Origin of the sequence: Bifidobacterium sp. M0399, from assembly GCF_016100595.1 — a bacterium.
GTDB lineage: Bacteria > Actinomycetota > Actinomycetes > Actinomycetales > Bifidobacteriaceae > Bombiscardovia > Bombiscardovia polysaccharolytica.
In genome coordinates this window covers 194,635-215,577 of sequence record NZ_JACFSD010000001.1, presented here as the reverse complement: position 1 = coordinate 215,577, position 20,943 = coordinate 194,635, and the positions used below count along the sequence as shown (strand labels likewise).

Below are 20,943 nucleotides of genomic sequence, written 5' to 3'. Positions count from 1 at the left end.
CCTCACCAAAGGGTCCGCCTCGGCGTTTCGCCACCCGGCAAAGACGATGCGACCAAGGGTCTGCCGGGCTGAAAAAGTAGAGGTCGAGCGGTATATTGGATCATCCGATTTTTGAACATTCCACAGAACGGACACACATGTCGAGCTATTCCTCACAGCTGCATGAAGAGCAGGCGGCGGTGGACAGGGCCTACGGCCGTCTGGACGAGCTGCGGACGCAGGCCAGGACCAGACTGGACGCGGTTCGGGCCGCCGGCTCCCACGGATCCCCTACCCAGCGCACCGAGCGGGATTCCTTTGCCAACATGTATGAGGACCGGCTCACCCAACTGCGGGCCGTGGAGGACCGTCTGGTCTTCGGCAGACTGGATACTGACCAGGGCAGCCGGCGATATATCGGACGGCTGGGCCTTCTGGACAGCAACCACGAGCCCATCCTGACCGACTGGCGGGCCGAGGCCGCACGCCCCTTCTACGAGGCCACACCGGCGGACCACGGTGACATCGTCATGCGTCGGCACATCACCCTTAACTTCCGCCAGGTCACCGGCATCGAAGATGAGGTCCTGGACTTGTCGGCCCCTGAGGTAGACAAGGCAGCCCAGGGCGGTACGCTTGCCGGCGAGGGTGCGCTGATGGCCTCCCTGTCCAGCCGCCGGACCGGGCTGATGACCGACATCGTAGCCACCATCCAGGCTGAACAGGACCGGATCATCCGCTCCCCCATGACCCGCCCGCTGGTGGTCCAGGGAGGACCCGGCACCGGCAAGACGGCCGTGGCCCTGCATCGGGCAGCCTATCTGCTCTACACCCATAGGCGCAGACTGGAAAGTTCAGGCGTACTGATCGTCGGGCCCAGCAACGCCTTCCTGCACTACATCGACCAGGTCCTGCCCTCCCTGGGCGAGACCGGAGTGCTCAGTCGTACCTTGGGCGACCTCATCCCCGGCATCAGCACCGAACGCCAGGAGGATCCGCACGTGGCCCGGCTCAAGGGAGACATCCGCATGGCCGAGGCCGTAGCCAACGCCGTCGCCTCTCGGGAGCGGGTGCCTGCCTCCCTGCCCACGGTCAAGGTGGACGGGGTTGCCGTACCCATGCTTGCAGTTGACCTGGAACAAGCTTTGGTCGATGCCCGGCGCAGCCACCAGCCCCACAACAAGGCCAGAAACACCTTCGTGCGCTCGGCCCTGAACGCCATGACCGCCCGTTATGCCGAAGGAGTGGACTACGAGCCCGGAGCCGAGGAACTCGCCCGGGTCACCTCATTGCTGCGGCTTAACGACCAGGTGCGGAGGACCCTCAATCTGGCCTGGCTGCCTATGAACCCACGCTGGCTGGTCAACGACCTCTGGTCCAGGCCGGATCGTCTGCGCCGGTTCGCCCCCTGGCTGACCCCGGAACAGATTGACCTACTGACCCGCCAGGATGGTGCCGAATTGACCGTATCCGACATCCCCATCCTGGATGAGGCCATGGAACTGCTGGGCCCCGACCCACGCCAAGCGGATCGTGATCAGGCCGAAAAGGCCCGGCGTGAAGAGGAACGCCGGTTTGCCAGCGACACTTTGGCCCAGAACGGCATCGGCACAGGCATCGTGACCTCGCAGATGCTGCTGGATTCCATCAATGGCCAGGACGATAACCAGGCAGCCACTCAGGCGGCCGCCGACCGGGAATGGGTCTACGGACACATCGTAATCGACGAAGCCCAGGAGCTGACGGCCATGGACTGGAGGATGCTGGTCCGGCGCTGCCCCTCCCGGTCCTTTACCATCGTAGGAGACGTGGCCCAGACGGCGGCCCTTGGCGGCACACGGTCCTGGGCCTCCACCATGGACACGCTTTTCGGTCCGGACGGATGGGACCTGAGGCAGCTGACCATCGACTATCGCAACCCTCGTCAGGTATCCAACCTGGCCTCCTCCTTCGCAGCCTCCGAGGGTCTCGAGGTTTCAACGCTGAAGGCAGTCCGCGAGGTTGAAGGATCGGTCAGCCACCTGCGAGCTGACGATCAGGCCAACCTGCTGGACCAGCTGCCTGCCCTGGTGGGCGAACTGACGGAACGCCATCTGGGCAAAGACGGTACCGGACGCCTGGCGATCATCGTTCCCAACGCTCTGGAAGCGGAGGTCAGCTCACGGCTGCATATTGATAAGGCTCAGGAGCACCAAATCACGGTCACTACCACCAGCCACACCAAAGGGCTGGAATTCGATGCCGTGGTTCTGGTTGAGCCTGGAGCCATCCAGAATGAAGCCCCTTCTAGGCTGAGCGCAGCGGCCGACCTTTATGTGGCCATGACGCGACCCACTCAGGAGTTGGTCATCGCCCAGACTTCTGAGGATCAGAGGCTGCTGGATCTGGGATGATGTACCTGGGTGCCAGGCCTGCATAATGCCTGGCTCCTCTGTTTATTCCCCGTCACAGTTCAATCCCGCCATAGGCCAATCCCATCGCACGCCCACAGAGGCAACTAGCCTGCTGCAATGTGGACCTGTTCCGGTCACAATGGCCGGTGGCAAAATTGCTAATTTCAGGACCGCACAGTAGGAGATTGGCTTTCAGCAGACTGATCTTCAGCGCGCAGGGTGTCAATGGCCTGCTGGAAGTCCTCCAGGTTGCTGAAGTTGCGGTAAACCGAAGCAAAGCGCAGGTAAGCCACCTCGTCCAGCTCCCTGAGGGGCTTGAGGATGGCCCTGCCAACCTCTTCCGAATCGACCTGAGCCAGGCCGCGTGAACGCAGATCCTCTTCAACCTGCTGGCCTAGGAGCTTCAGGTCATTCTCATCGATGGGCCTGCCCTGACAGGCCTTCCTCACGCCAGAGATGACCTTGTCGCGGTTGAAGGGCTCAGCATTGCCTGAGCGTTTCATGACCAGGAGGATTGAGGTCTCCACTGTGGTGAACCGACGCGAGCATTGCGGACACTCACGACGACGCCTGATGGCATGGCCGTCGTCACTGATTCGCGTATCCACAACCTTGGTATCGGGATTCTGGCAGAAAGGACAGTGCATATGCAATATCATAGCGCCTAAGGACCGCAAGACCCACGTATACCGGGCCTATCAGCATACAACCCTGGACATACTCCTCGAATTCAGCTAGTGCATTCATCCATGCGAAAAGTCATTGAAGTCACGTCATTTATTTCCTGGATCAAAAAACACTGCCTCAATCGTCACTGGGAATCAGAATTCGGTCACCAACGCGCAGATTGGGGGAGGACATATTGTTGATCTGCATGATACGGTCTACGTTTTTTGTGACATCCTCGCCTTGTGGAGTGATCGAAGTCGCAAAGGACCAGACATTATCACCCGGTCGAACCGTTCTGGTGACAACCTCCTGCGGTCCTGGAGCGGAGCTGGCCGGTCGAGCCATCCATCCGACCCCGGCAAGGGTCAGAGCGCCGACAGCCAAAGAAACCGCGAATCTACGCACAATGACGCCTACAAAACCTTGCCCGGACACACATACTTTTGCAGCTCCAAGAAGACGAGCCATGACCGACGAGAACACAGATCTTGCATACGCCCGGTAGACCGAAAACAAGTTCGACGGCGCAGACATGCTGGAACTGGCACAGGTACGAACAACCATGGCACACCTCTTTCGAACATTTGTTCTATCGAACAGATGTTCTCATTCTGGCACCGCGACAGTTATTTGGCAAGGCCGATTCGAACATTTGTTTGATTTTTCACTGCAAGCGGGTTAGACTGAGGTCAGTTTCCTAGGAAAGGAGCCCATCGTGAGTACCATCCCTTTTGTCGGATCCACGCCCATGGGCTCTCTCAACCAATCCACTGCGTCTAAGAGCACCGACTCTCAGGAAACCGCCGAAAACCCAGCCATGAACACAAAGAAAGAAAAAGCAGCCAGCACCGAGAGCCTGGAGCATGGGTCCAGGCCCAAGCTGACCGATCGCCAGGCCAGGGTCTTGGAAGCTATCAAGCGGCACCTGTCAGAGCGTGGATTCCTGCCCTCCTATAGGGAAATCGGCAAAGACGCAGGACTACGCAGCACTTCTTCCGTCAAGCATCAGCTTCAGGTCTTGCAGGATCTGGGATACATTCGCCTGACTGCCAACAAGGGCCGTGCCATAGAGCTGGTCCAGGACCAGCCTCAGCCGACTGCAGGAACCGCCAGGATCGTGCCCTTCCCTGACACGCAGACCGACGAGGCCATCATGCAATCGCGCGACGTGCCCCTGGTCGGCAGAATCGCCGCCGGTCAGCCCATTCTGGCCGAGCAGCATGTGGATGATGTCATGCGTCTGCCCGAACGTCTGACGGGATCGGGCGAGCTCTTCATGCTTGAGGTCCACGGGGATTCCATGGTCGATGCCGCCATCTGCGACGGAGATTTTGTGGTCGTCCGCCGCCAGCAGGAGGCTGAAAACGGAGACATCGTCGCAGCCCTGCTGGACGATGGGGCCACGGTAAAGACCTTCCGCCGCGAGGACGGTCACGTTTGGCTGATCCCCCACAACCCGGCCTACTCCCCGATTGACGGCACCCACGCCGTCATCATGGGCAAGGTGGTCACAGTCCTGCGCAAGGTCTGAAGGCTACATGTCCAAATGCTCGCCGCTGCTGTCCCGGTGCCCCTGCTGTTCTATCTGAAAGGTAGTGTGCTCGACCGAGACTGGGAAATGATCACGCAGGCAGCGTTGCATGCTGGTCAGAATACGTTCGTTTTCGACAGGCGAGGTGCCCTGACGCACAATCACGTGTGCTGTCAGCTGCGGCAGGCCGGTGGAGACACTGTTGGCATGCAGGTCATGAACCTCAAGTACGCCGGGTACACCCTCTAGGTGCTGCCTGACCTTGGCCATATCAAGATCCGCTGGGGTCTCCTCAAGAAGTACAGAGACGCTGCTGGCCAGCAATTTAATCGCGCGGGGAATCATCAGCAGAGCAATCACGCCTCCCGCTACAGCATCGAATCCAGCCCAGCCGGTGACCATCATGACCACGGCTGATACCAGGACTGCCACCGAGCCCAATGCATCGTTGACCACTTCGAGAAAAGCGGCACGCATGTTCAGGTTGTCCTTATGGCCGGAGGCCAGGACCAGGATGGACCCCACATTGGCAGCCAGACCCAAGATGCCGAAGAAGAGCAGGAGCCCCCGCTGCTGGACCTGGTCCCGCCCGGGTGACAAGAGCCGCAAGACGGCCTCTACAATGGCGTAAATTCCCACGGCCAGCAGAACCAGAGCACCGCCAGCCGCCGTGATGACCTCCAGACGGGACCAGCCCCAGGTTCGCCGATTTGTGGGGCGGCGTTCCATCAACACAGCGGTGACAGTGGATGCGATCAGCACAGCCATGTCGGTCATCATGTGCCCAGCGTCAACCAGCAAGGCCAGGCTGCGGGTGACCAAGGCGCCGACGACTTCAGCTACGAAGACCGACCCAGTCAGAGCCAAGGTCGTCAGCAACTGTCGACGATGGACGGATCCGCCACCCTGAACAACACCTTCATGAGCGCTCATGCATACCCCGATTCATCAATCACCAAGGTATGCCACCGGGGACTGCGAGGCAAGAGTTTTCTGTGAAATACTCAGAAGCCGAACTTGCTTGCCGTCTCCTTGAGGGTCTCGGCAGAACGCTTCAGAGCGGCCAGCTCGCCGTCGCTCAGCGGGGTGTTGATGTGGGTGTTGACCCCTTCGCGGTTGAGCACGCTGGGCACCGACATGCACACGTCCGATATGCCGTGGAAGTCTTCCAGCAGGGAGCTGACCGGCAGGATCCGGTCGGTGCCGTTCAGGATGGACTCGATGATGTCCACGCCGGACATGGCGATGGCGAAGTTGGTCGCCCCCTTGCCCTCGATGATCTGGTAGGCAGCGTTCTTCACCTCCTGGTGGATCTCCTCGCGCTTGGCCGCATCCAAAGGCTCATGGCCGGGCAGCTCCATCCAGTCGCACATGGGCACGCCGCCGATGGTTGCCGAGCTCCAGAGCGGGACCTCGGAGTCGCCGTGCTCGCCAGCGATGTAGGCATGGACGTTCTTGACATTGACCCCGGTCTGCTGACCGATCAGGTAGCGCAGGCGGGCGGAGTCCAGGTTGGTGCCCGAACCGAACATCTGGTTGACAGGCAGTCCGGACAGCTCCAGCGAAACCCTGGTGACAATGTCGACGGGGTTGGTGATCAGCAGGAAGATGGCATTGGGAGCCACCTCGACCATCTGAGGGATGATGGACTTCATCATATTGATAGTGGCGCCTGCCAGGTCCAGCCGCGTCTGCCCCGGCTTCTGCCTGGCCCCGGCCGTGATGACCACCATGTCGGCATCGGCGCAGATCTGCGGATCGTCCGAGCCGTCGATGGTGACCGTGGGGTAGAAGCTGGATCCGTGCTGCATGTCGCGGACCTCGGCCTCAACACGCTGGGCGTTGATATCCTCAAGAACGATCTCTCGAGCCACCCCGCGCTGGGCCGCTGAAAAGGCCAAAGTCGACCCAACGGCTCCAGCTCCCACGATCGCTAGCTTGGTTGGCTTGATTGATGATTCCGCCATATTTTATGGACCTCTCTTATCGGAACCCGAGAAACGGGTTTGCCGCTGACAACATACGTAGTCTACCCAGCATAGGTGACCTGGTTTGCTTCTGCCCTTACGAGTTCAGTCCGGACGATGGCGTGTCACCCGCTGGAGCCTGCAAGGGCTTCTGATCAATGGCCTGGTCAAGCACGGCAGCCGCCAGGCGGTCATCCACGTCAGCGCTCAGCGCAACCCCATCGGCCCGGTATTCCAATGAATCCACCCGTCCCAACTGCCGCACCTGCTCCAGCAGGGAGCCGCTGGTGTAGGGCAGGATGGCCTGGACATGCACAGCAGGGGCGGGCAGCAGCTCCTCCACCCGCCTGCGCAGAGGTTCCAGACCCTGACCCTGCCTGGCCGAGACCAGAAAGGCCTCGGGTTCAAGGTTGGCGAGCCGCTGCCGGGCATCCTGGTCGATCAGATCCACCTTGTTGAAGACCAGCAGGCGGGGAATGGACTCGGCGCCGGGGATGTCTGCCAGCACGGCGTCCACAGCTCTGATTTGGCCAAAAGGATCGGGGTGGGAGCCGTCCACGACGTGCAGAATCAAATCGGACTGCCCCACCTCCTCCAGCGTGGATTTGAAGGCCTCGACCAGCTGGGTGGGCAGGCGGCGGACGAACCCAACGGTGTCCACATAGACGTAGAGCCGCCCGTCTGCCGCCTTGGTGCGCCTGACGGCCGTATCCAGAGTGGCGAAGAGGGCGTTCTCCACCAGTTCCTCGGAACCGGTCAGCCGGTTGGTCAGCGAGGATTTGCCGGCATTGGTGTATCCCACCACGGCCACAGCCGGCAGCTGGTAGCGCCGCCGGGACCCGCGCTTGACCTGACGAGAGGGGGCCATCTGGGCGATCTGGCGCTTCAGCCGAGAAATCCGCCGTCTGATGACACGCCGGTCTGTTTCGATCTTCGTCTCGCCTGGGCCGCGCGAGCCTATGCCGCCGGCCTGCCCGGCAGCCTGGCCACCAGCCTGGCGGGAGAGGGATCCACCCCAGCCGCGCAGCCTGGGCAACATATACTCCAATTGAGCCAGCTCCACCTGGGCCTTGCCCTCGCGGCTTGTTGCATGCTGGGCGAAGATGTCCAGAATCAGGGCCGTCCTGTCGACCACCTTGACCTTGGTGACATCCTCAAGGGCACGTCGCTGGGAGGGATGAAGGTCGTCATCGGTAATAATGGTGTCGGCGCTCAGCCGGGCCACAATATCTGCCAGCTCCCGCGCCTTGCCCGAACCCAGGTAGGTGGCCGGATCCGGCTTGACCCGCTGCTGAAGCAGTCCGTCAAGCACCTCGGCCCCGGCAGTCCTCGCCAGGGCAGCCAGCTCGCGCAGGGACTCCTCGGCCTGACCGACTGTGGTCCGCGTACCAGACCAGACGCCGACCAGGACCACCCGCTCCAGACGGACCTTGCGGTATTCCACCTCGGTCACGTCCTGGAGCTCGCCCAGCCCCTCGACATGGCGGAAGGCGTTGCGCCGACTGCGCTCCTCCCACTCCTGATCCTGGTCCTGCCCGGCCTGCCCTTCACTGCCGGTCAGTACCTCGGATTTGTGTGAGAGCGGGTCCTGATGGGCATCGTCAACTGCTGAACCAAGCTCTTGGGTCGGTTTTTCTTGGGTCAAAGGCACCTCTGCGTTGATCTGTGGACTAGGGAACGAATCCGGTATAGGCGGAATCATGACACAGTCTTTATTATCATCTTCTTAGCAGACATCAGCGGGTGCCCGAGGGACGGGCAGACTTCAAAGACGGACAGGATGGACATGACGCACAGGGACCATGGCAGCAGCCGGGGGCAATCCTCCAGGACCGAGACGGACGGAGGCGAACAGTACTTCGTGGCCCGTCCGGCCTCTCCCGACCAGCGGCGGACCATCCAGGTTGAATTGGCCGGCCGCACCTGCCAGGTGGAGGTCTCTCACGGGGTCTTCTCGTCGGGCAGGCTCGATCTGGGCACTTCGGTCTTGCTCAAACGCGTCCCTCAGCCACCGACAGAGGGCGACTTTCTGGACCTGGGCTGCGGATGGGGGCCCATCGCCCTGAGCATGGCCATACAGTCGCCCGAGGCCGACGTCTACGCTGTGGACACCAACCTTCGGGCCCTGGATCTGACTGCCCGCAACGCCCAATCCCAGGACCTTGACAAGGTGTTCACCCTGACCCCGGAGCAGGTGCCGGACGATCTGCGCTTCGACCTGATCTGGTCCAATCCGCCCATCCGGGTGGGCAAGACGGTCCTGCACGACCTGCTGATGACCTACCTGCCCAGACTGAAGTCCCAGGGCCGGGCCTACCTGGTGGTCCAGCGCAATCTTGGTGCCGACTCCCTGATCCCCTGGCTGGCTGACGCCCTGGGCCCCGACTGGACGGCCGAGAAGTATGCCTCGGCCAAGGGCTACCGGATTATCGAGGTGGGCCGGGCATGAGGTTCGAGTATCCTGCCGAGCTGCCCATCAGCGCGGCCAAGGAGGACATCGTCCATGCCGTGCAGTCCTCCCAGGTGGTCATCGTCTCGGGTCAGACCGGCTCGGGCAAGACCACTCAGATCCCCAAGATCCTCCTGGAAATGGGTCGCGGCGACCACGGCCGCCAAATCGTGCACACCCAGCCCAGGAGGATCGCCGCCAGAACCGTGGCTGAGCGCATTGCCTCGGAGACGGGCACCAGGCTGGGCGACCAGATCGGCTACCAGGTGCGTTTCACCGACAAGTCCAGCCGCAGCACCCGTCTGCGAGTGGTCACCGACGGCATCCTGCTTGCGCAGATCCAGGGCGATCCCCAGCTGCGGGCCTACGACACCATCATCATCGACGAGGCCCACGAGCGCAGCCTGAACATCGACTTTCTGCTGGGGTATCTGACCGCCCTGCTGCCCAAACGGCCCGATCTGAAACTGATCATCACCTCGGCCACCATCGATTCGGTCAAGTTCCGCGATCACTTCGCCAAGGCCCTGCACACTAAGGTGCCCGTACTCGAGGTCTCGGGCCGCACCTATCCGGTCCAGACCCTCTATGAGCCCGCCGGATCGGCTCCGGCCCTGATGCGACACGTCCCCGGGTTCGACTCCGAGGATGGCCAGGACAGGGAGGATCCGGACATTCCCAAGGCGGTGGCCCGGGCCTGCGCCGAACTGGTCATTCACTCCACCCACACGGACGGCCCCAGGGACATCCTGGTGTTCGCCGCCGGCGAGCGCGACATCCGCGAGTACGAAACCGCGCTGCGGCGCCATTTCGGCCCGCGGACCTCCGACATGCGCCGCCCGGACGCTTTGGAGATCATCCCGCTCTTCGCCCGCCTGTCGGCCAAGGAGCAGCACCGGGTCTTCGAACGCCACGGCCATCAGCGCATCGTCATTGCCACCAACGTGGCCGAAACCTCCCTGACGGTGCCGGGCATCCGATACGTGGTGGACCCTGGACTGGCCAGGATCAGCCGATACTCCAAGTCGGCCAAGGTCCAGCGGCTGCCCATAGAGCCCATTTCCCAGGCCTCGGCTGATCAGCGTGCGGGCCGTTGCGGACGTGTGGCCGACGGCATTGCCATCCGCCTCTATGCCAAGGACGACTATGACACCCGCCCCAAGTTCACCGACCCGGAGATCCTGCGCACCTCCCTGGGTTCGGTCATCCTGCACATGCTCTCGGTAGGCGTGGCCCATACGGCCGAGGATGTCACCGACTTCGGCTTCATCGATCCACCCGACACCCGTGCGGTCAGCGATGGTCTGCGGGAACTGACCGAGCTGCAGGCCATCTCCCGCCAGCAAGGCCTTATCCGGCTGACCAAGCTGGGACGACAGCTGGCCAGGATCCCCATCGACATTCGTCTAGGCAGAATGATCCTGCAGGCCGGTCAGGATGCCACCCCGGACACCCTGGCCGCCGTTCTGGTGGTCGTGGCCTTCCTCTCCCTGCAGGACCCTCGCGAACGCCCGGAGGAGAAGCGGGAGGAGGCCGACCGGATCCATGCCCGCTACGAGGACCCCTCCAGCGATTTCCTGACGGCCCTGAACATCTGGAACCGCTTCTTCCCGCAGGACAAGGAGCCCTCCAACGGGGCCCTGCGCAAGGCCTGCAAGCAGGAGTACATGGCCTTCCTGCGCATGCGGCAGTGGCACGACCTCTACCGGCAACTGGCCCAGATGTGTCGGGGTCTGCATATGAAGGTAGGCTCCCCCGTCCCCGTCAAAGCACCGGATCAGGCCCTGCTGGCCCTGCCTATTGGGCAGCAGGCAGCCCATGCCCTGGTCTGCTCCTGGGACGACCAGGGCATCCACCGGTCCATGCTGGCCGGTCTGCTCTCCAGCATGGGCATGCAGGTGGTCCACGAGCCCAAGGCCTCCGATTTCGCTGGCCTGCATGGCGCAGCACGGGCCAAGGCCATGAAACGGGCGCGCCGGCAAGCCAAGAACGACTATCAAGGGGCGCGTGGCACGCATTTTGCCATCTTCCCCGGTTCTGCCCTGGCCAAGGCCAATCCGCCATGGATCATGGCTGCCGAGTTGGTGGAGACATCACGGCTCTGGGCACGTTGCTGTGCGGCCATCGATCCGGCCTGGGCCGAACCGCTGGCCAAGTCCCTGACCAGGACCACCTACGCCGAACCCCACTGGTCGGCCTCCCGTGGCGCCGCAGTGGCCACTTCCAAGGTCCTGCTCTACGGCCTGCCCATCGTGCGCGACAGAACGGTCCAATGGGCCCGGATCAACCCCGGCCAAGCCCGGGACATGTTGATACGCCAGGGCTTGGTCCAGGGCGAAGTGCGCGAGCGCTTCCCGCATGACGGCTTCATCAAGGCCAACCGGCAGGTGCTCAGCGAGGCCGGCGAGCAGACCAGCCGGACCCGCCAGGTGACCGGCACCGTCACCGAGGAGGACCTCTACGATTTCTACCAGGAGCGCATTCCCCAGGAGGCCACATCACTGGCCGCACTGGGCTCTTGGTGGCGGAAGCATCACGATGCGGACCCGCACCTGTTGGACTTCGATCCTGACAAAGTTGAGCGTCTGAACGACCAGTCCGCCTCCTACCGACCCGGGGACTACCCCGACCACTGGCACACCTTGGGCATCGACGGTCGGCCCATGGATCTGCCCCTGACCTATCGCTATCAGCCGGGAGAACCGGACGACGGCATCACAGTTCACATCCCCTTGCACTGCCTGAACCAGCTGACGCCCGGACAATTCACCTGGACCGTGCCAGGCCTTCTGGACGATCTGATCACAGCCACCATCAAGTCCCTGCCCAAGGCCCTGCGAGTCCAGTTCGTTCCCGCACCAGACGCCGCCCGGACCATCCGCGCCTGGATAGACGGTCACTATCCCCTGCTGCCCGGCACCGACCCTGTATCGGCAGAACAGGCCACCTACGGGTCGGCAGAACAGTCTGCACCCAGGGATGAAAACGGTGCTGGAGCCATCCCCGCCGGGGGCTGGCCGGACTTCGAGCAGGCCTTCACCGCCGCAGCCATAGACACGATCGGAGCCCAGCTGCATCCGGAGGTCTTCACCCAAGCCAGGCTGGAACGACTGCCCGACTACCTGCGGCCCACCTTCCAGGTGGAGGATGATCGGCGCCAGGGCCACAGTCGCGGCCGCAAGAGCCAAGGCCACCCCAAGGTCCTGGGCCGGTCCAAGTCCTTGACCGACCTGCAGCGTGACCTGGCCGGACAGGCCCGGCAGTCGGCCCGGTCCCGGGTGGACTCCCAGGCCAGCAAGGCCGCCCGTCAGGGTCAGGTGGTCAAAAGCGCCGACCTGCTCCACCAGTCCGGCGCCACGACCAAACCGCGCGAGGAACTGATCTGGCAGGCCGCCCTTGACAAGCTCCACCTGCCTGCACAGCGGATCTCCTCGCGCTGGCTGAGCCGGGAGGCCCTGATGCTGGCATCGGCCCCCTATCCCGACACCTCCGCCCTGGCCGAGGACTTGCAGATGGCCGCCGTCAAGCGCCTGATCCCCCACACCGAGGCCATCACCAACGACCAGACCCTGCAGGAGGCTGTGACCGGCCTCAGCCAGGTCTACGAGGACACTGTCTACCAGGTGGCCAAGGATGTGGTCGCCATTTTGGATACCTCGGCCCAGGTGGACAAGGCCGTGTCTGGCCCGGCCGATCTTCCCCTACTCTCTGTCCTGCAGTGGATACGCCAGCATTCGGCGGATCTGGTAGCCAAGGGCTTCATCGGTGCCGATCCGCCCTATGCCATCCCCCGCTTGCGCACGTATCTGAAGGCGGATCTGATGCGCTTGGACAAGGCCCGCAGGGACAAGGACCGTGACGTACGATGGGCGTGGCAGGCGCAGACCGCCCAGGATCTGGTAGACAAGGCGGCCAAGGCGGCCCAGGCTCTGCCCGCCGGTCCCGGACGAGACCAGGCCATGGACCGTGCGCAAAGGGGACGTTGGATGATGGAGGAGTACTTTGTCTCCATCTGGGCCCAGGAGCTGGGGACGGCCATCCCTGTCAGCCTGCAACGAATCAGGAAGGCGCTGGAAGAAAAACCATGAGCACAAGGCCATCGGGACGAAGACAAAAGGGCGGCACCAAACGCGGACGAATGACCCTCCGCCGCGCGCAGACCCTGGGGGCCACCCTGATGGCGATAGTCCTGGTGGTCGCCCTATGCATCCTGGCCGTCCGCTTCGTCTCCTACCGGCTGATGGTCGGCCGCGCCATCCGCCACCAGGAGCAGCTCTCCCAGGAGTACGTCTTCAATCCGGGCAGAATCATCACCGATCACCGCTTCCATGACACATTGGACATGAATGCCGACGACGTCCAGGCTTTCTTGGACCAGAAGGGAGCATCCTGCAACGGATCCACCTGCCTGCGCAGCCTGCATATGGATGTCCCTGACCGCCCCAGCGACGGTCTATGTGATGCCTACAAGGGCGGCAAAGGGCAGAGCGCGGCTCAGATCATCGACGGGTCCGCCCGCTCCTGTGGGATCAGTCAGAAGGTTCTTCTGACCATGTTGCAAAAAGAGCAGCACCTGGTGGCCACCGACCAGCCCGCCACCCAGGTCCAGCTCAAGTCGGCCATGGGCCTTTCCTGCCCTGATGATGCACACTGTGACGCCAGCTATGCCGGATTCTTCAACCAGGTCTACGGAGCCGCCCATCGATTCCGCTACTACCAAGCCCATCGGGACCATTACGCCTACCAGACCAAGGCCCTGAACGATGTGCGCTTCAGCCCCGATGCCTCCTGTGGCAGCGGCAAGGTCTACATCGAGAACGATGCCACTGCCCTGCTCTACATCTACACGCCCTACCAGCCCAATGAGGCAGCGCTACGGGCAGGCGACGGCGAGGGCGACCGCTGCTCGAGCTATGGCAACCGCAACTTCGTCATCATCTACAACAGCTGGTTCGGCCGATCTGACCAGTAAGCCCCGGGTTCAAAGCTTGGGCAGGTAGTAGGCCAGCTCGTAGGGGGTGACCTGCCGGCTGTATCCGGCCCACTCCCGGTGCTTGTTGCGCAGGAAGTACTCGAAGGTCTGCTCGCCCAGCACCTGGGCCACGAAATCCGACTTCTCCATGACCTTGAGCGCCGCGTCCAGGCTGTCAGGCAGAGGCTCGATGCCCATGGCCTGCCGCTCGGCGTCGGTCAGCTCCCAGACGTCGTCGCTGGTGGGCTCGCCCAGGGTCATCTTCTGCTCGATCCCGTCCAGTCCGGCAGCCAGCAGCACCGAGTAGGCCAGATAGGGGTTGGCCCCCGGATCCAGCCCGCGGAACTCCATTCTGGCCGAGTTGCCCTTGCCGGGCTTGTACTGGGGGATGCGCAAGAGGGCAGACCGGTTGTTGTGACCCCAGCAGACGTAGCTGGGCGCCTCAGCCCCGCCCCAGAGACGCTTGTAGGAGTTGACATACTGGTCGGTCACCGCGCAGATCTCGGCCGCATGGGCCAGAATGCCGGCGGCGAACTGCCGGGCCGTCTGGGACATGTTGAACTCCTGGCCCACCTCGTAGAAGGCGTTGGTGTCCCCCTCGAACAGGCTCAGATGGGTGTGCATGCCCGATCCTGGCTTATCAGTGAAGGGCTTGGGCATGAAGCTGGCGTAGATTCCCCGCTCCAGGGAGATCTCCTTGACCACGGTCCGGAAGGTCATGATGTTGTCAGAGGTGGTCAGGGCGTCGGCATAGCGCAAGTCGATCTCATTCTGCCCCGGACCGGCCTCGTGATGGGAGTATTCCACCGAGATGCCCATCTGCTCCAGCATATTGACGCATGCCCGACGGAAGTCCATCCCCGGGCTACGGGGCACGTGGTCGAAGTAGCCGCCTTCGTCAATAGGGGTCGGGACCTGGGACCAATCATCCTGGTTCTCAAACAGGTAGAACTCGATCTCCGGATGGGTATAGAAGATGAAGCCCTTCTCCTTGGCCTTGGCCAGGGCCCGCTTGAGCACGTGTCGGGGATCCCCGCTGCTGGGTTCGCCGTCCGGGGTGAGCACGTCGCAGAAGATCCGCGCCGTGCCCTGTGGCCCGCCCCTCCAGGGAAGTATCTGGAAGGTGGACGGATCTGGCTTGACGATCATGTCGTCCTCGGAGACCCTGGTCATGCCCTCGATGGCCGAGCCGTCGAAGCCCAGCCCCTCCTCGAAGGCCACCTCCAGCTCGGTGGGCGCTATGGCCACCGACTTCAGGGTGCCCAATACGTCAGTGAACCAGAGACGAATGAACCGGACATCGCGCTCCTCGACAGTGCGCAGCGCGAACTCCTCTTGCTTATCCATAGAGCTTATGCTCCCATTCCTATATTTCGCAGACTTGCTTATAGCGTTAACAATGACCCGAGACCAGGTTCAGCGCCTGCTCCAAGGTGAAGGCCCCCTCATAAAGGGACTTGCCCAGGATAGCGCTGTCCACGCCCCGATCGGCCAGGTCCAGAATCCTGCTCAGGTCATCCAGGCTGGATATGCCCCCAGAGGCGGTCACCTTGGCCGGAGTCCGGTCAGCCACTTGACCCAGCAAATCCAGGTTGGGGCCGGTCATCATCCCGTCGCGGGTCACGTCGGTGACCACGTATCGGCTGCACCCGTCCCGGTCCAGTCGCTCCATGGCATCAAAAAGGTCCCCACCCTGTCTGGTCCAACCTCGGGCGGCCAGGGTGTGTCCGCGTACGTCCAGACCCACACAAACCCTTTCGCCGTAGCGACCCAGGACCTGGCTGGTCCACTCCGGATCCTCCAGAGCCGCCGTGCCGATGTTGACCCGGGTGGCACCTGCGGCTAGGGCGGCCTCCAGGCTTGCATCGTCGCGGATGCCGCCGCTGAGCTCCACCTTGACACGATCCCCCAGCTCGTTGACCAGGGCGGCCAGCTTGTCACGGTTGTCTCCGGTGCCGAAAGCCGCATCCAAGTCGACCAGGTGGAGCCACTCGGCACCTTGGTCGACCCAAGTCTTGGCTGCATCGGCAGGCTCCCCGTAGACCTTTTCGGAGCCGGAGATCCCTTGTCTTAGGCGAACCGCCTTTCCGTCGCGGACATCGACAGCCGGTAAAAGCGTGAGCATCTCATTCACCTTTCTCGCAGGAGAGTCCGGAAGACCCAGAAAGGGTCCGTACCCAATTGGTCAGCAACCGTGCTCCGGCCTGGCCAGACTTTTCAGGATGGAACTGTGTAGCGCTCAAGGGGCCACATTCGTAGGCGGCCACGAACCTGCTACGTCCATAGGTGGCCCAGGTAACCAGCGGTTCACCGAAAGAAGCACCCTGTGAAATCTTGTCAGACACTGACTGAGCTGACCTTGGCTGGCTGTCACTCGTCCAATTCAATGCTGACACTCGTAGGGACAAATCGGGCTGGGTCCCAACGGATCGGTCATCCCCCTTCGCCGCCATGGCGGCATAGGAGTGGACGAAGTAGAAGCGTTGATCCTGGACCCCTGCCAAGAGTCGTGTTCCCTGAGGCACCTGGACATGATCCCAGCCCATATGGGGCACTACATCAGCGTCCAGCTTCGTCACCCGACCAGGTATCAAGCCCAGACCGGGCTCGCTGCGGCCGTCCTCGTCCCCGAACTGGAACATGACCTGAAGGCCTATGCAGACCCCAAGAACCGGCAGCCCCTGGGCCAGTCGATCCAGGATGATACGGTCGCCGCCGACAGCCCGTAACCCCGCCATGCAGGCCCCGTAGGCCCCCACTCCGGGAATGACCAGGCCGTCGGCCTTCATGGCCAGGTCCGGGTCGGCGCTGATTTGCGCATCAACCCCCAGCTGGGAGAGGGCATGCACCATGGATCTGACATTGCCGAACCCATAGTCAAGCACCTGTATCCTGGTCATGTTCCTCCTAGCCAAGCCGTTTGCTTGCGCGATTACTCGACGCGACCCTTGTGAGTCGATCCTCCGGCCCCGAACCTGGTGTGCGAGGCGATGATACCCATGGCCTTCTCGCGGTTGTACTCCCCCGAGTCGAAGATGGCGGCCCCATCCTGGCGCAGCCTGTCCACTGTGGTGGTCCCGATCATCAGGTCTTCTACGAAGTCTGCAGTGGCGGCAAAGAGGATGGGCGGCGCGAGCGTCTGTCCCGACTGCCCGCTGATCCATAGGGTCACATCGAGCTTGTCGGCCCGGTTGACGGCCAGGATGGCGCTGAGCCCGGATACGACCGTGGTCAAATCGCGGATGGCTGCCTCGGGTCCGTCCCCGTCCAGATTTCTCAGGACGGCCACAGCACCCTCACGGGCCTGGATGCAATAGGCGGAGATATCGGATATCTGGCAGAAGGCGGCCAGAAGCTCTGCCGAAGCCAGGCGTGTCACCATTACGGCGGCCTTGGCCCGGTTGCCGATCAGGCCTTCAAGCTCTTGGTCGAAATCGGCAGCAACGCCATCGGCCCCATCCGGTTCCACCGAAGATTCGTCAGCGGGCGCGGAATCCAAACCAGCCTCGTCATCCACGCCTGATCCGGAGTCCTCAACGGGCTGATCCGCTTGATTCTGGCCCTCATTGAACTCAGCCTCAAAGCTGGCCAGAGCCCGTTCGACCTCTTCCTCACTCAGATGATGGCCGGAATCCGGCAAGTCTTGATCCCTGCAGTCGTTGTTGTCGTATTCATCCGCGCTCATAGCGACCCCTTGGTGCTGGGGATGCCCTTCACCCTGGGATCAGGCTCCACCGCGAAGCGCAGAGCCCTGGCTACGGCCTTGAACTCTGCCTCGGCGATGTGGTGCGGATCTCTGCCCGACAAGAGGGTCAGGTGAAGGCAGATGCCGGCATGCAGGGCGATGGACTCCATGACGTGCCGGACCAAGGAGCCGGTGAAGTGCCCGCCGATCATGGCGTACTGGAACCCCTCAGGCTCGCCCGTGCAGACCGCATAGGGCCTGCCGGAAATATCGACCACGGCTCGTGCCAGGGCCTCGTCCAGAGGGACGGTGGCATCGGCGAAGCGCTTGATGCCCCGCTTGTCGCCCAGGGCCTGAGCCAGGGCCTCACCAAAGACGATGGCAACGTCCTCGACGGTGTGATGGACGTCGATCTGGGTGTCCCCGCTTGCCTTGATGGTCAGGTCGATCAGGGAATGCCTGCCCAGGGCCGTCATCATATGGTCATAGAAGGGAACCGAGGTGTCGATATCGGTCACTCCGGTGCCATCCAGATCCAGACTCAGACTCACCTTGGATTCACTGGTCTGGCGGGTGATGGTGGCTGTTCTGCCTGCCATTGCTGCTCCTCCGCTTTCTGCCGCACACTCCAGTTCGCGCTGTATCTTCTGTGCGGCGTCTAGACCACCAGCATAGCCGTGCCGCTGGTCCGCATCCTCCTAGAACCGCTTGAGGACATGGACCAGCGTTTGGCGGAATCGCTCCATCTCCGCGTCCGTGCCCATGCAGACCCTCAGGTAGCCCTGGGGACCCACAGCCCGGATCAACACGCCTTCATCCTTCATGGCCTCGAAGACGGCATCCCGGTCGGGGAAGATACCGAAGAGGATGAAGTTGGAGGCCGAGGGAACCACAGTCAAGGGCTGACCATGGAACTTCTGTCCGGCCAGCCACTCGGCTGTCTGCCGACGGGTCTGGCGAAGCTGATCCACACGAGCCAGCTGGAGGTCCGTGTGCTCCAGGGCAGCCAGGGCCGCAGCCTGAGTCAGGGCGCTCAGATGGTAGGGCATTCGGACGATGCGGACCGCGTCGACTATTCCCTTGGATGCAACCAGGTAACCCACCCTGGCGCCGGCAAAGGCGAAGGCCTTGGACATGGTCCGGCTGACTGCCAGGTGGTCGTACTGACCAATCAGGCTGACCGCCGAGGGCGTGCCCGGGTCTCGAAACTCGATGTAGGCCTCATCCACGACCACGATGGGCCGGGCGGACGGGTCCGCGCCCGCCACAGGAACCTTAGAGCAGACCTCCAGGAGCCTGGTCAGCTGATCCATGGGCAGGGCTGTCCCCGTGGGATTGTTGGGGCTGGTTACCAGGACCATGGCTGGTCTCAAAGCCTTGATGCGCTCGATAGTCGTTTCAATATCCAGGCCGAAATCAGGCAGCCGGTGGGCCAGCTCCCAGTCAGTGAAGGTGTCACGGGCGTACTCCGGATACATGGAGTAGGTCGGGTCGCAGCCCAAGGCGGTCCTACCCGGCCCGCCGAAGGCCTGGAAGAGCTGAAGCATGATCTCATTGGACCCGTTGGCCGCCCAGATCTGCTTGGGTTCAAGCGAGGCACCGGACTCCTTCTTCAGGTATACAGCCAGGGCCCGCCGCAGGTCCTCATGCTCCCTGTCCGGATAGCGATTGAGGCCGGGGGCCACCTGGCGCACACGCTGGCAAATGGCATCGACCACCTCCTGGTCCAGGGGGTAGGGGTTCTCGTTGACGTTCAGGCAGACCGGAACATCCAGCTGGGGGGCACCGTAAGGCTCTTCCCCGATTAGGTCCATGCGGAGGGGAAGATCAGCTGGTATGGCACTCACAGCAGACCAGCCTTCTCTTCGTTGGCTTCCAGGTCGGCTTTGTTGTAGGGGTCGTCCAGGAACCGGCTCAGGATGCACTCGCCATGGGCGGGCAGGTCTTCGGATACGGCAAAATCATTGATCTTGGCCGCGATGGGCTTGAGCCCTTCCTCGTCATATTCGATGACTTCGACAGGCTTCATGAAGGTGTGGACGCCCAGGGCCACGTCGAACCGGGCCGTGCCGCCAGTGGGCAGGACGTGGTTTGACCCGGACATGTAGTCGCCCAGGGGCACAGGAGAATATGGGCCGCGGAAGATGGCGCCGGCATTCCGAATTCTGTCGATGACGGCATCAGGATCGGCCGTCTGAACCTCCAGATGCTCGGCGGCATAGGCATTGGCCACGTCGATGGACTGGTCGATCCCGTCGGTCAGGATGATTCCCGACTGGTTGCCGCCCAGGGAGGTGCGCACCCGGTCGACATGCTCGGTTCGAGGCACCCTGCGCCCCAAAGCCTCCTGAACGCCCTGGGCCAGTTCCTGGCTGTCGGTGATCAGCACCGAACCGGCAAGCTCGTCATGTTCGGCCTGGCCGATCAGGTCTGCAGCAACCCAGTCGGGGTTGGCCTGCCCGTCAGCAAGAATAGCAATTTCCGTGGGTCCGGCCACGGCATCGATTCCCACCATGCCGGAGACCATCTGCTTGGCTGTCGCCACAAAGATATTGCCCGGGCCGGTGATCTTGTCGACCGGGTCGCAAAGAATCTCCTCGTCCTGGGGCTCGGATCCCCTGGCCCCGTATGCAAACATGGCCACGGCCTGGGCACCGCCCACGGCATAGACCTCGTCCACTCCCAGAATGGCACAGGTGGCCAGGATGATGGCAGCCGGCAGACCCCGAGGGTCGTCAGAGGCGGGCGGAGTGGCCACGGCCAGGGAATCGACGCCGGCAATCTGGGCGGGCACCGCGTTCATGATGACCGAGGAAGGATACAGGGCCTTGCCTCCCGGCACGTAGAGGCCTACGCGTTCGATCGGAATCCACCGCTCGCTGACCCGAGCGCCAGGCGCCAGGTCGGTGGCCATGGGCTTGGGCACCTGGGTAGTGCAGACCTTGCGGATGCGGGTAACGGACTCCTCGATTGCCGCCCTGACCTTGGGATCCAGCTGCCTCAGGGCCTCCTGCATGGCCGATGCCGGAACCCTCAGATCATGGGGACGCACATGGTCGAACTTCTCCTCCAGGTCGCGCAGGGCCGCTGCCCCATGCTCACGCACTTGGTCAAGTATGGGCTGCACCTGGGCGCTGGCCTCCCGTGTACCCATATCGGCTCGGGGCATGGCGGCAAGGAGTTGGGCGCGGGACATGGTTTTCCCGCGCAGATCCATGGTTCTCATCATGAGCTTTGACATACTTTGATGGTAGTGAACTTTTGTGTCGCCAAAGCCAGCGACTCACCACCGTCCCAA

The 20,943-nt window shown here is 62.7% G+C and carries 15 protein-coding genes and 1 pseudogene; 5 read left to right on the top strand and 11 right to left on the bottom strand.

The window, feature by feature from the left end:
• Window positions 1-137 precede the first annotated feature (137 nt).
• The gene (locus tag H3V09_RS00690; RefSeq protein ID WP_198190606.1) at window positions 138-2,372 is read left to right on the top strand and encodes a HelD family protein; all 2,235 of its coding nucleotides are present in this window, start codon (window positions 138-140) and stop codon (window positions 2,370-2,372) included.
• Between the two features lie 164 nt (window positions 2,373-2,536).
• Here H3V09_RS00690 and nrdR read toward each other — a convergent pair whose 3' ends face one another.
• Entirely contained in the window at window positions 2,537-3,019 is a 483-nt protein-coding gene (gene nrdR / locus H3V09_RS00685; protein ID WP_198190605.1) for a transcriptional regulator NrdR, read from the bottom strand.
• Between the two features lie 953 nt (window positions 3,020-3,972).
• Between nrdR and lexA the strand changes: the two are divergent.
• Window positions 3,973-4,572, top strand: a pseudogene (gene lexA, locus H3V09_RS00675) (transcriptional repressor LexA); the annotation flags it as partial.
• Window positions 4,573-4,575: 3 nt separating this feature from the next.
• Here the strand turns inward: lexA and H3V09_RS00670 are convergent.
• The 3 genes from H3V09_RS00670 to hflX form a co-directional block, all read right to left on the bottom strand.
• A complete protein-coding gene (locus H3V09_RS00670) occupies window positions 4,576-5,505 on the bottom strand; it encodes a cation diffusion facilitator family transporter (protein WP_198190603.1) in 930 nt (309 codons plus the stop codon).
• Between the two features lie 71 nt (window positions 5,506-5,576).
• Complete coding sequence (locus H3V09_RS00665) at window positions 5,577-6,539, bottom strand: L-lactate dehydrogenase (RefSeq protein WP_046322674.1); 963 nt, start codon at window positions 6,537-6,539, stop codon at window positions 5,577-5,579.
• Between the two features lie 97 nt (window positions 6,540-6,636).
• A complete protein-coding gene (gene hflX, locus H3V09_RS00660; RefSeq protein ID WP_415873488.1) occupies window positions 6,637-8,241 on the bottom strand; it encodes a GTPase HflX in 1,605 nt (534 codons plus the stop codon).
• 84 nt (window positions 8,242-8,325) lie between these two features.
• On the opposite strand from hflX, the gene H3V09_RS00655 reads away from it, so the two are divergent.
• Genes H3V09_RS00655 through H3V09_RS00645 form a run of 3 tightly spaced genes read left to right on the top strand, consistent with a single transcriptional unit; the run spans window position 8,326 to window position 13,960 of the window.
• Window positions 8,326-8,988 carry a class I SAM-dependent methyltransferase gene (locus tag H3V09_RS00655; RefSeq protein WP_232339378.1) on the top strand — a complete coding sequence of 221 codons (663 nt, stop codon included), beginning with the start codon at window positions 8,326-8,328 and terminating at the stop codon, window positions 8,986-8,988.
• Window positions 8,985-13,076: an ATP-dependent RNA helicase HrpA gene (gene hrpA, locus H3V09_RS00650; RefSeq protein WP_198190601.1), complete on the top strand. Its 4,092-nt coding sequence runs from the start codon at window positions 8,985-8,987 to the stop codon at window positions 13,074-13,076. Before H3V09_RS00655 ends, hrpA begins: the two co-directional genes overlap by 4 nt.
• Window positions 13,073-13,960, top strand: a complete 888-nt coding sequence (locus tag H3V09_RS00645) for a hemagglutinin (protein WP_198190600.1) — start codon at window positions 13,073-13,075, stop codon at window positions 13,958-13,960. The genes hrpA and H3V09_RS00645 overlap by 4 nt, the downstream gene beginning before the upstream one ends.
• A gap of 9 nt (window positions 13,961-13,969) precedes the next feature.
• Here H3V09_RS00645 and glnA read toward each other — a convergent pair whose 3' ends face one another.
• From glnA to hisD, 7 genes are all read right to left on the bottom strand, one after another.
• Complete coding sequence (glnA, locus tag H3V09_RS00640; RefSeq protein ID WP_110425037.1) at window positions 13,970-15,307, bottom strand: type I glutamate--ammonia ligase; 1,338 nt, start codon at window positions 15,305-15,307, stop codon at window positions 13,970-13,972.
• A gap of 46 nt (window positions 15,308-15,353) precedes the next feature.
• On the bottom strand, window positions 15,354-16,085 hold the full coding sequence (priA, locus tag H3V09_RS00635) for a bifunctional 1-(5-phosphoribosyl)-5-((5-phosphoribosylamino)methylideneamino)imidazole-4-carboxamide isomerase/phosphoribosylanthranilate isomerase PriA (RefSeq protein ID WP_046322668.1): 732 nt from the start codon (window positions 16,083-16,085) through the stop codon (window positions 15,354-15,356).
• Window position 16,086: 1 nt separating this feature from the next.
• Window positions 16,087-16,860, bottom strand: coding sequence for an imidazole glycerol phosphate synthase subunit HisH (hisH, locus tag H3V09_RS00630; protein WP_198190599.1), 774 nt, complete (start codon window positions 16,858-16,860; stop codon window positions 16,087-16,089).
• Window positions 16,861-16,892: 32 nt separating this feature from the next.
• Window positions 16,893-17,645, bottom strand: coding sequence for a hypothetical protein (locus tag H3V09_RS00625; protein WP_232339320.1), 753 nt, complete (start codon window positions 17,643-17,645; stop codon window positions 16,893-16,895).
• Window positions 17,642-18,244 (bottom strand): imidazoleglycerol-phosphate dehydratase HisB, encoded by a 603-nt coding sequence (gene hisB / locus H3V09_RS00620; protein WP_046322665.1) that lies wholly within the window; start codon window positions 18,242-18,244, stop codon window positions 17,642-17,644. Before hisB ends, H3V09_RS00625 begins: the two co-directional genes overlap by 4 nt.
• 99 nt (window positions 18,245-18,343) lie before the next feature.
• The gene (locus tag H3V09_RS00615; RefSeq protein WP_198190598.1) at window positions 18,344-19,492 is read right to left on the bottom strand and encodes a histidinol-phosphate transaminase; all 1,149 of its coding nucleotides are present in this window, start codon (window positions 19,490-19,492) and stop codon (window positions 18,344-18,346) included.
• Entirely contained in the window at window positions 19,489-20,886 is a 1,398-nt protein-coding gene (gene hisD / locus H3V09_RS00610) for a histidinol dehydrogenase (protein ID WP_198190597.1), read from the bottom strand. The genes H3V09_RS00615 and hisD overlap by 4 nt, the downstream gene beginning before the upstream one ends.
• Window positions 20,887-20,943 lie beyond the last annotated feature (57 nt).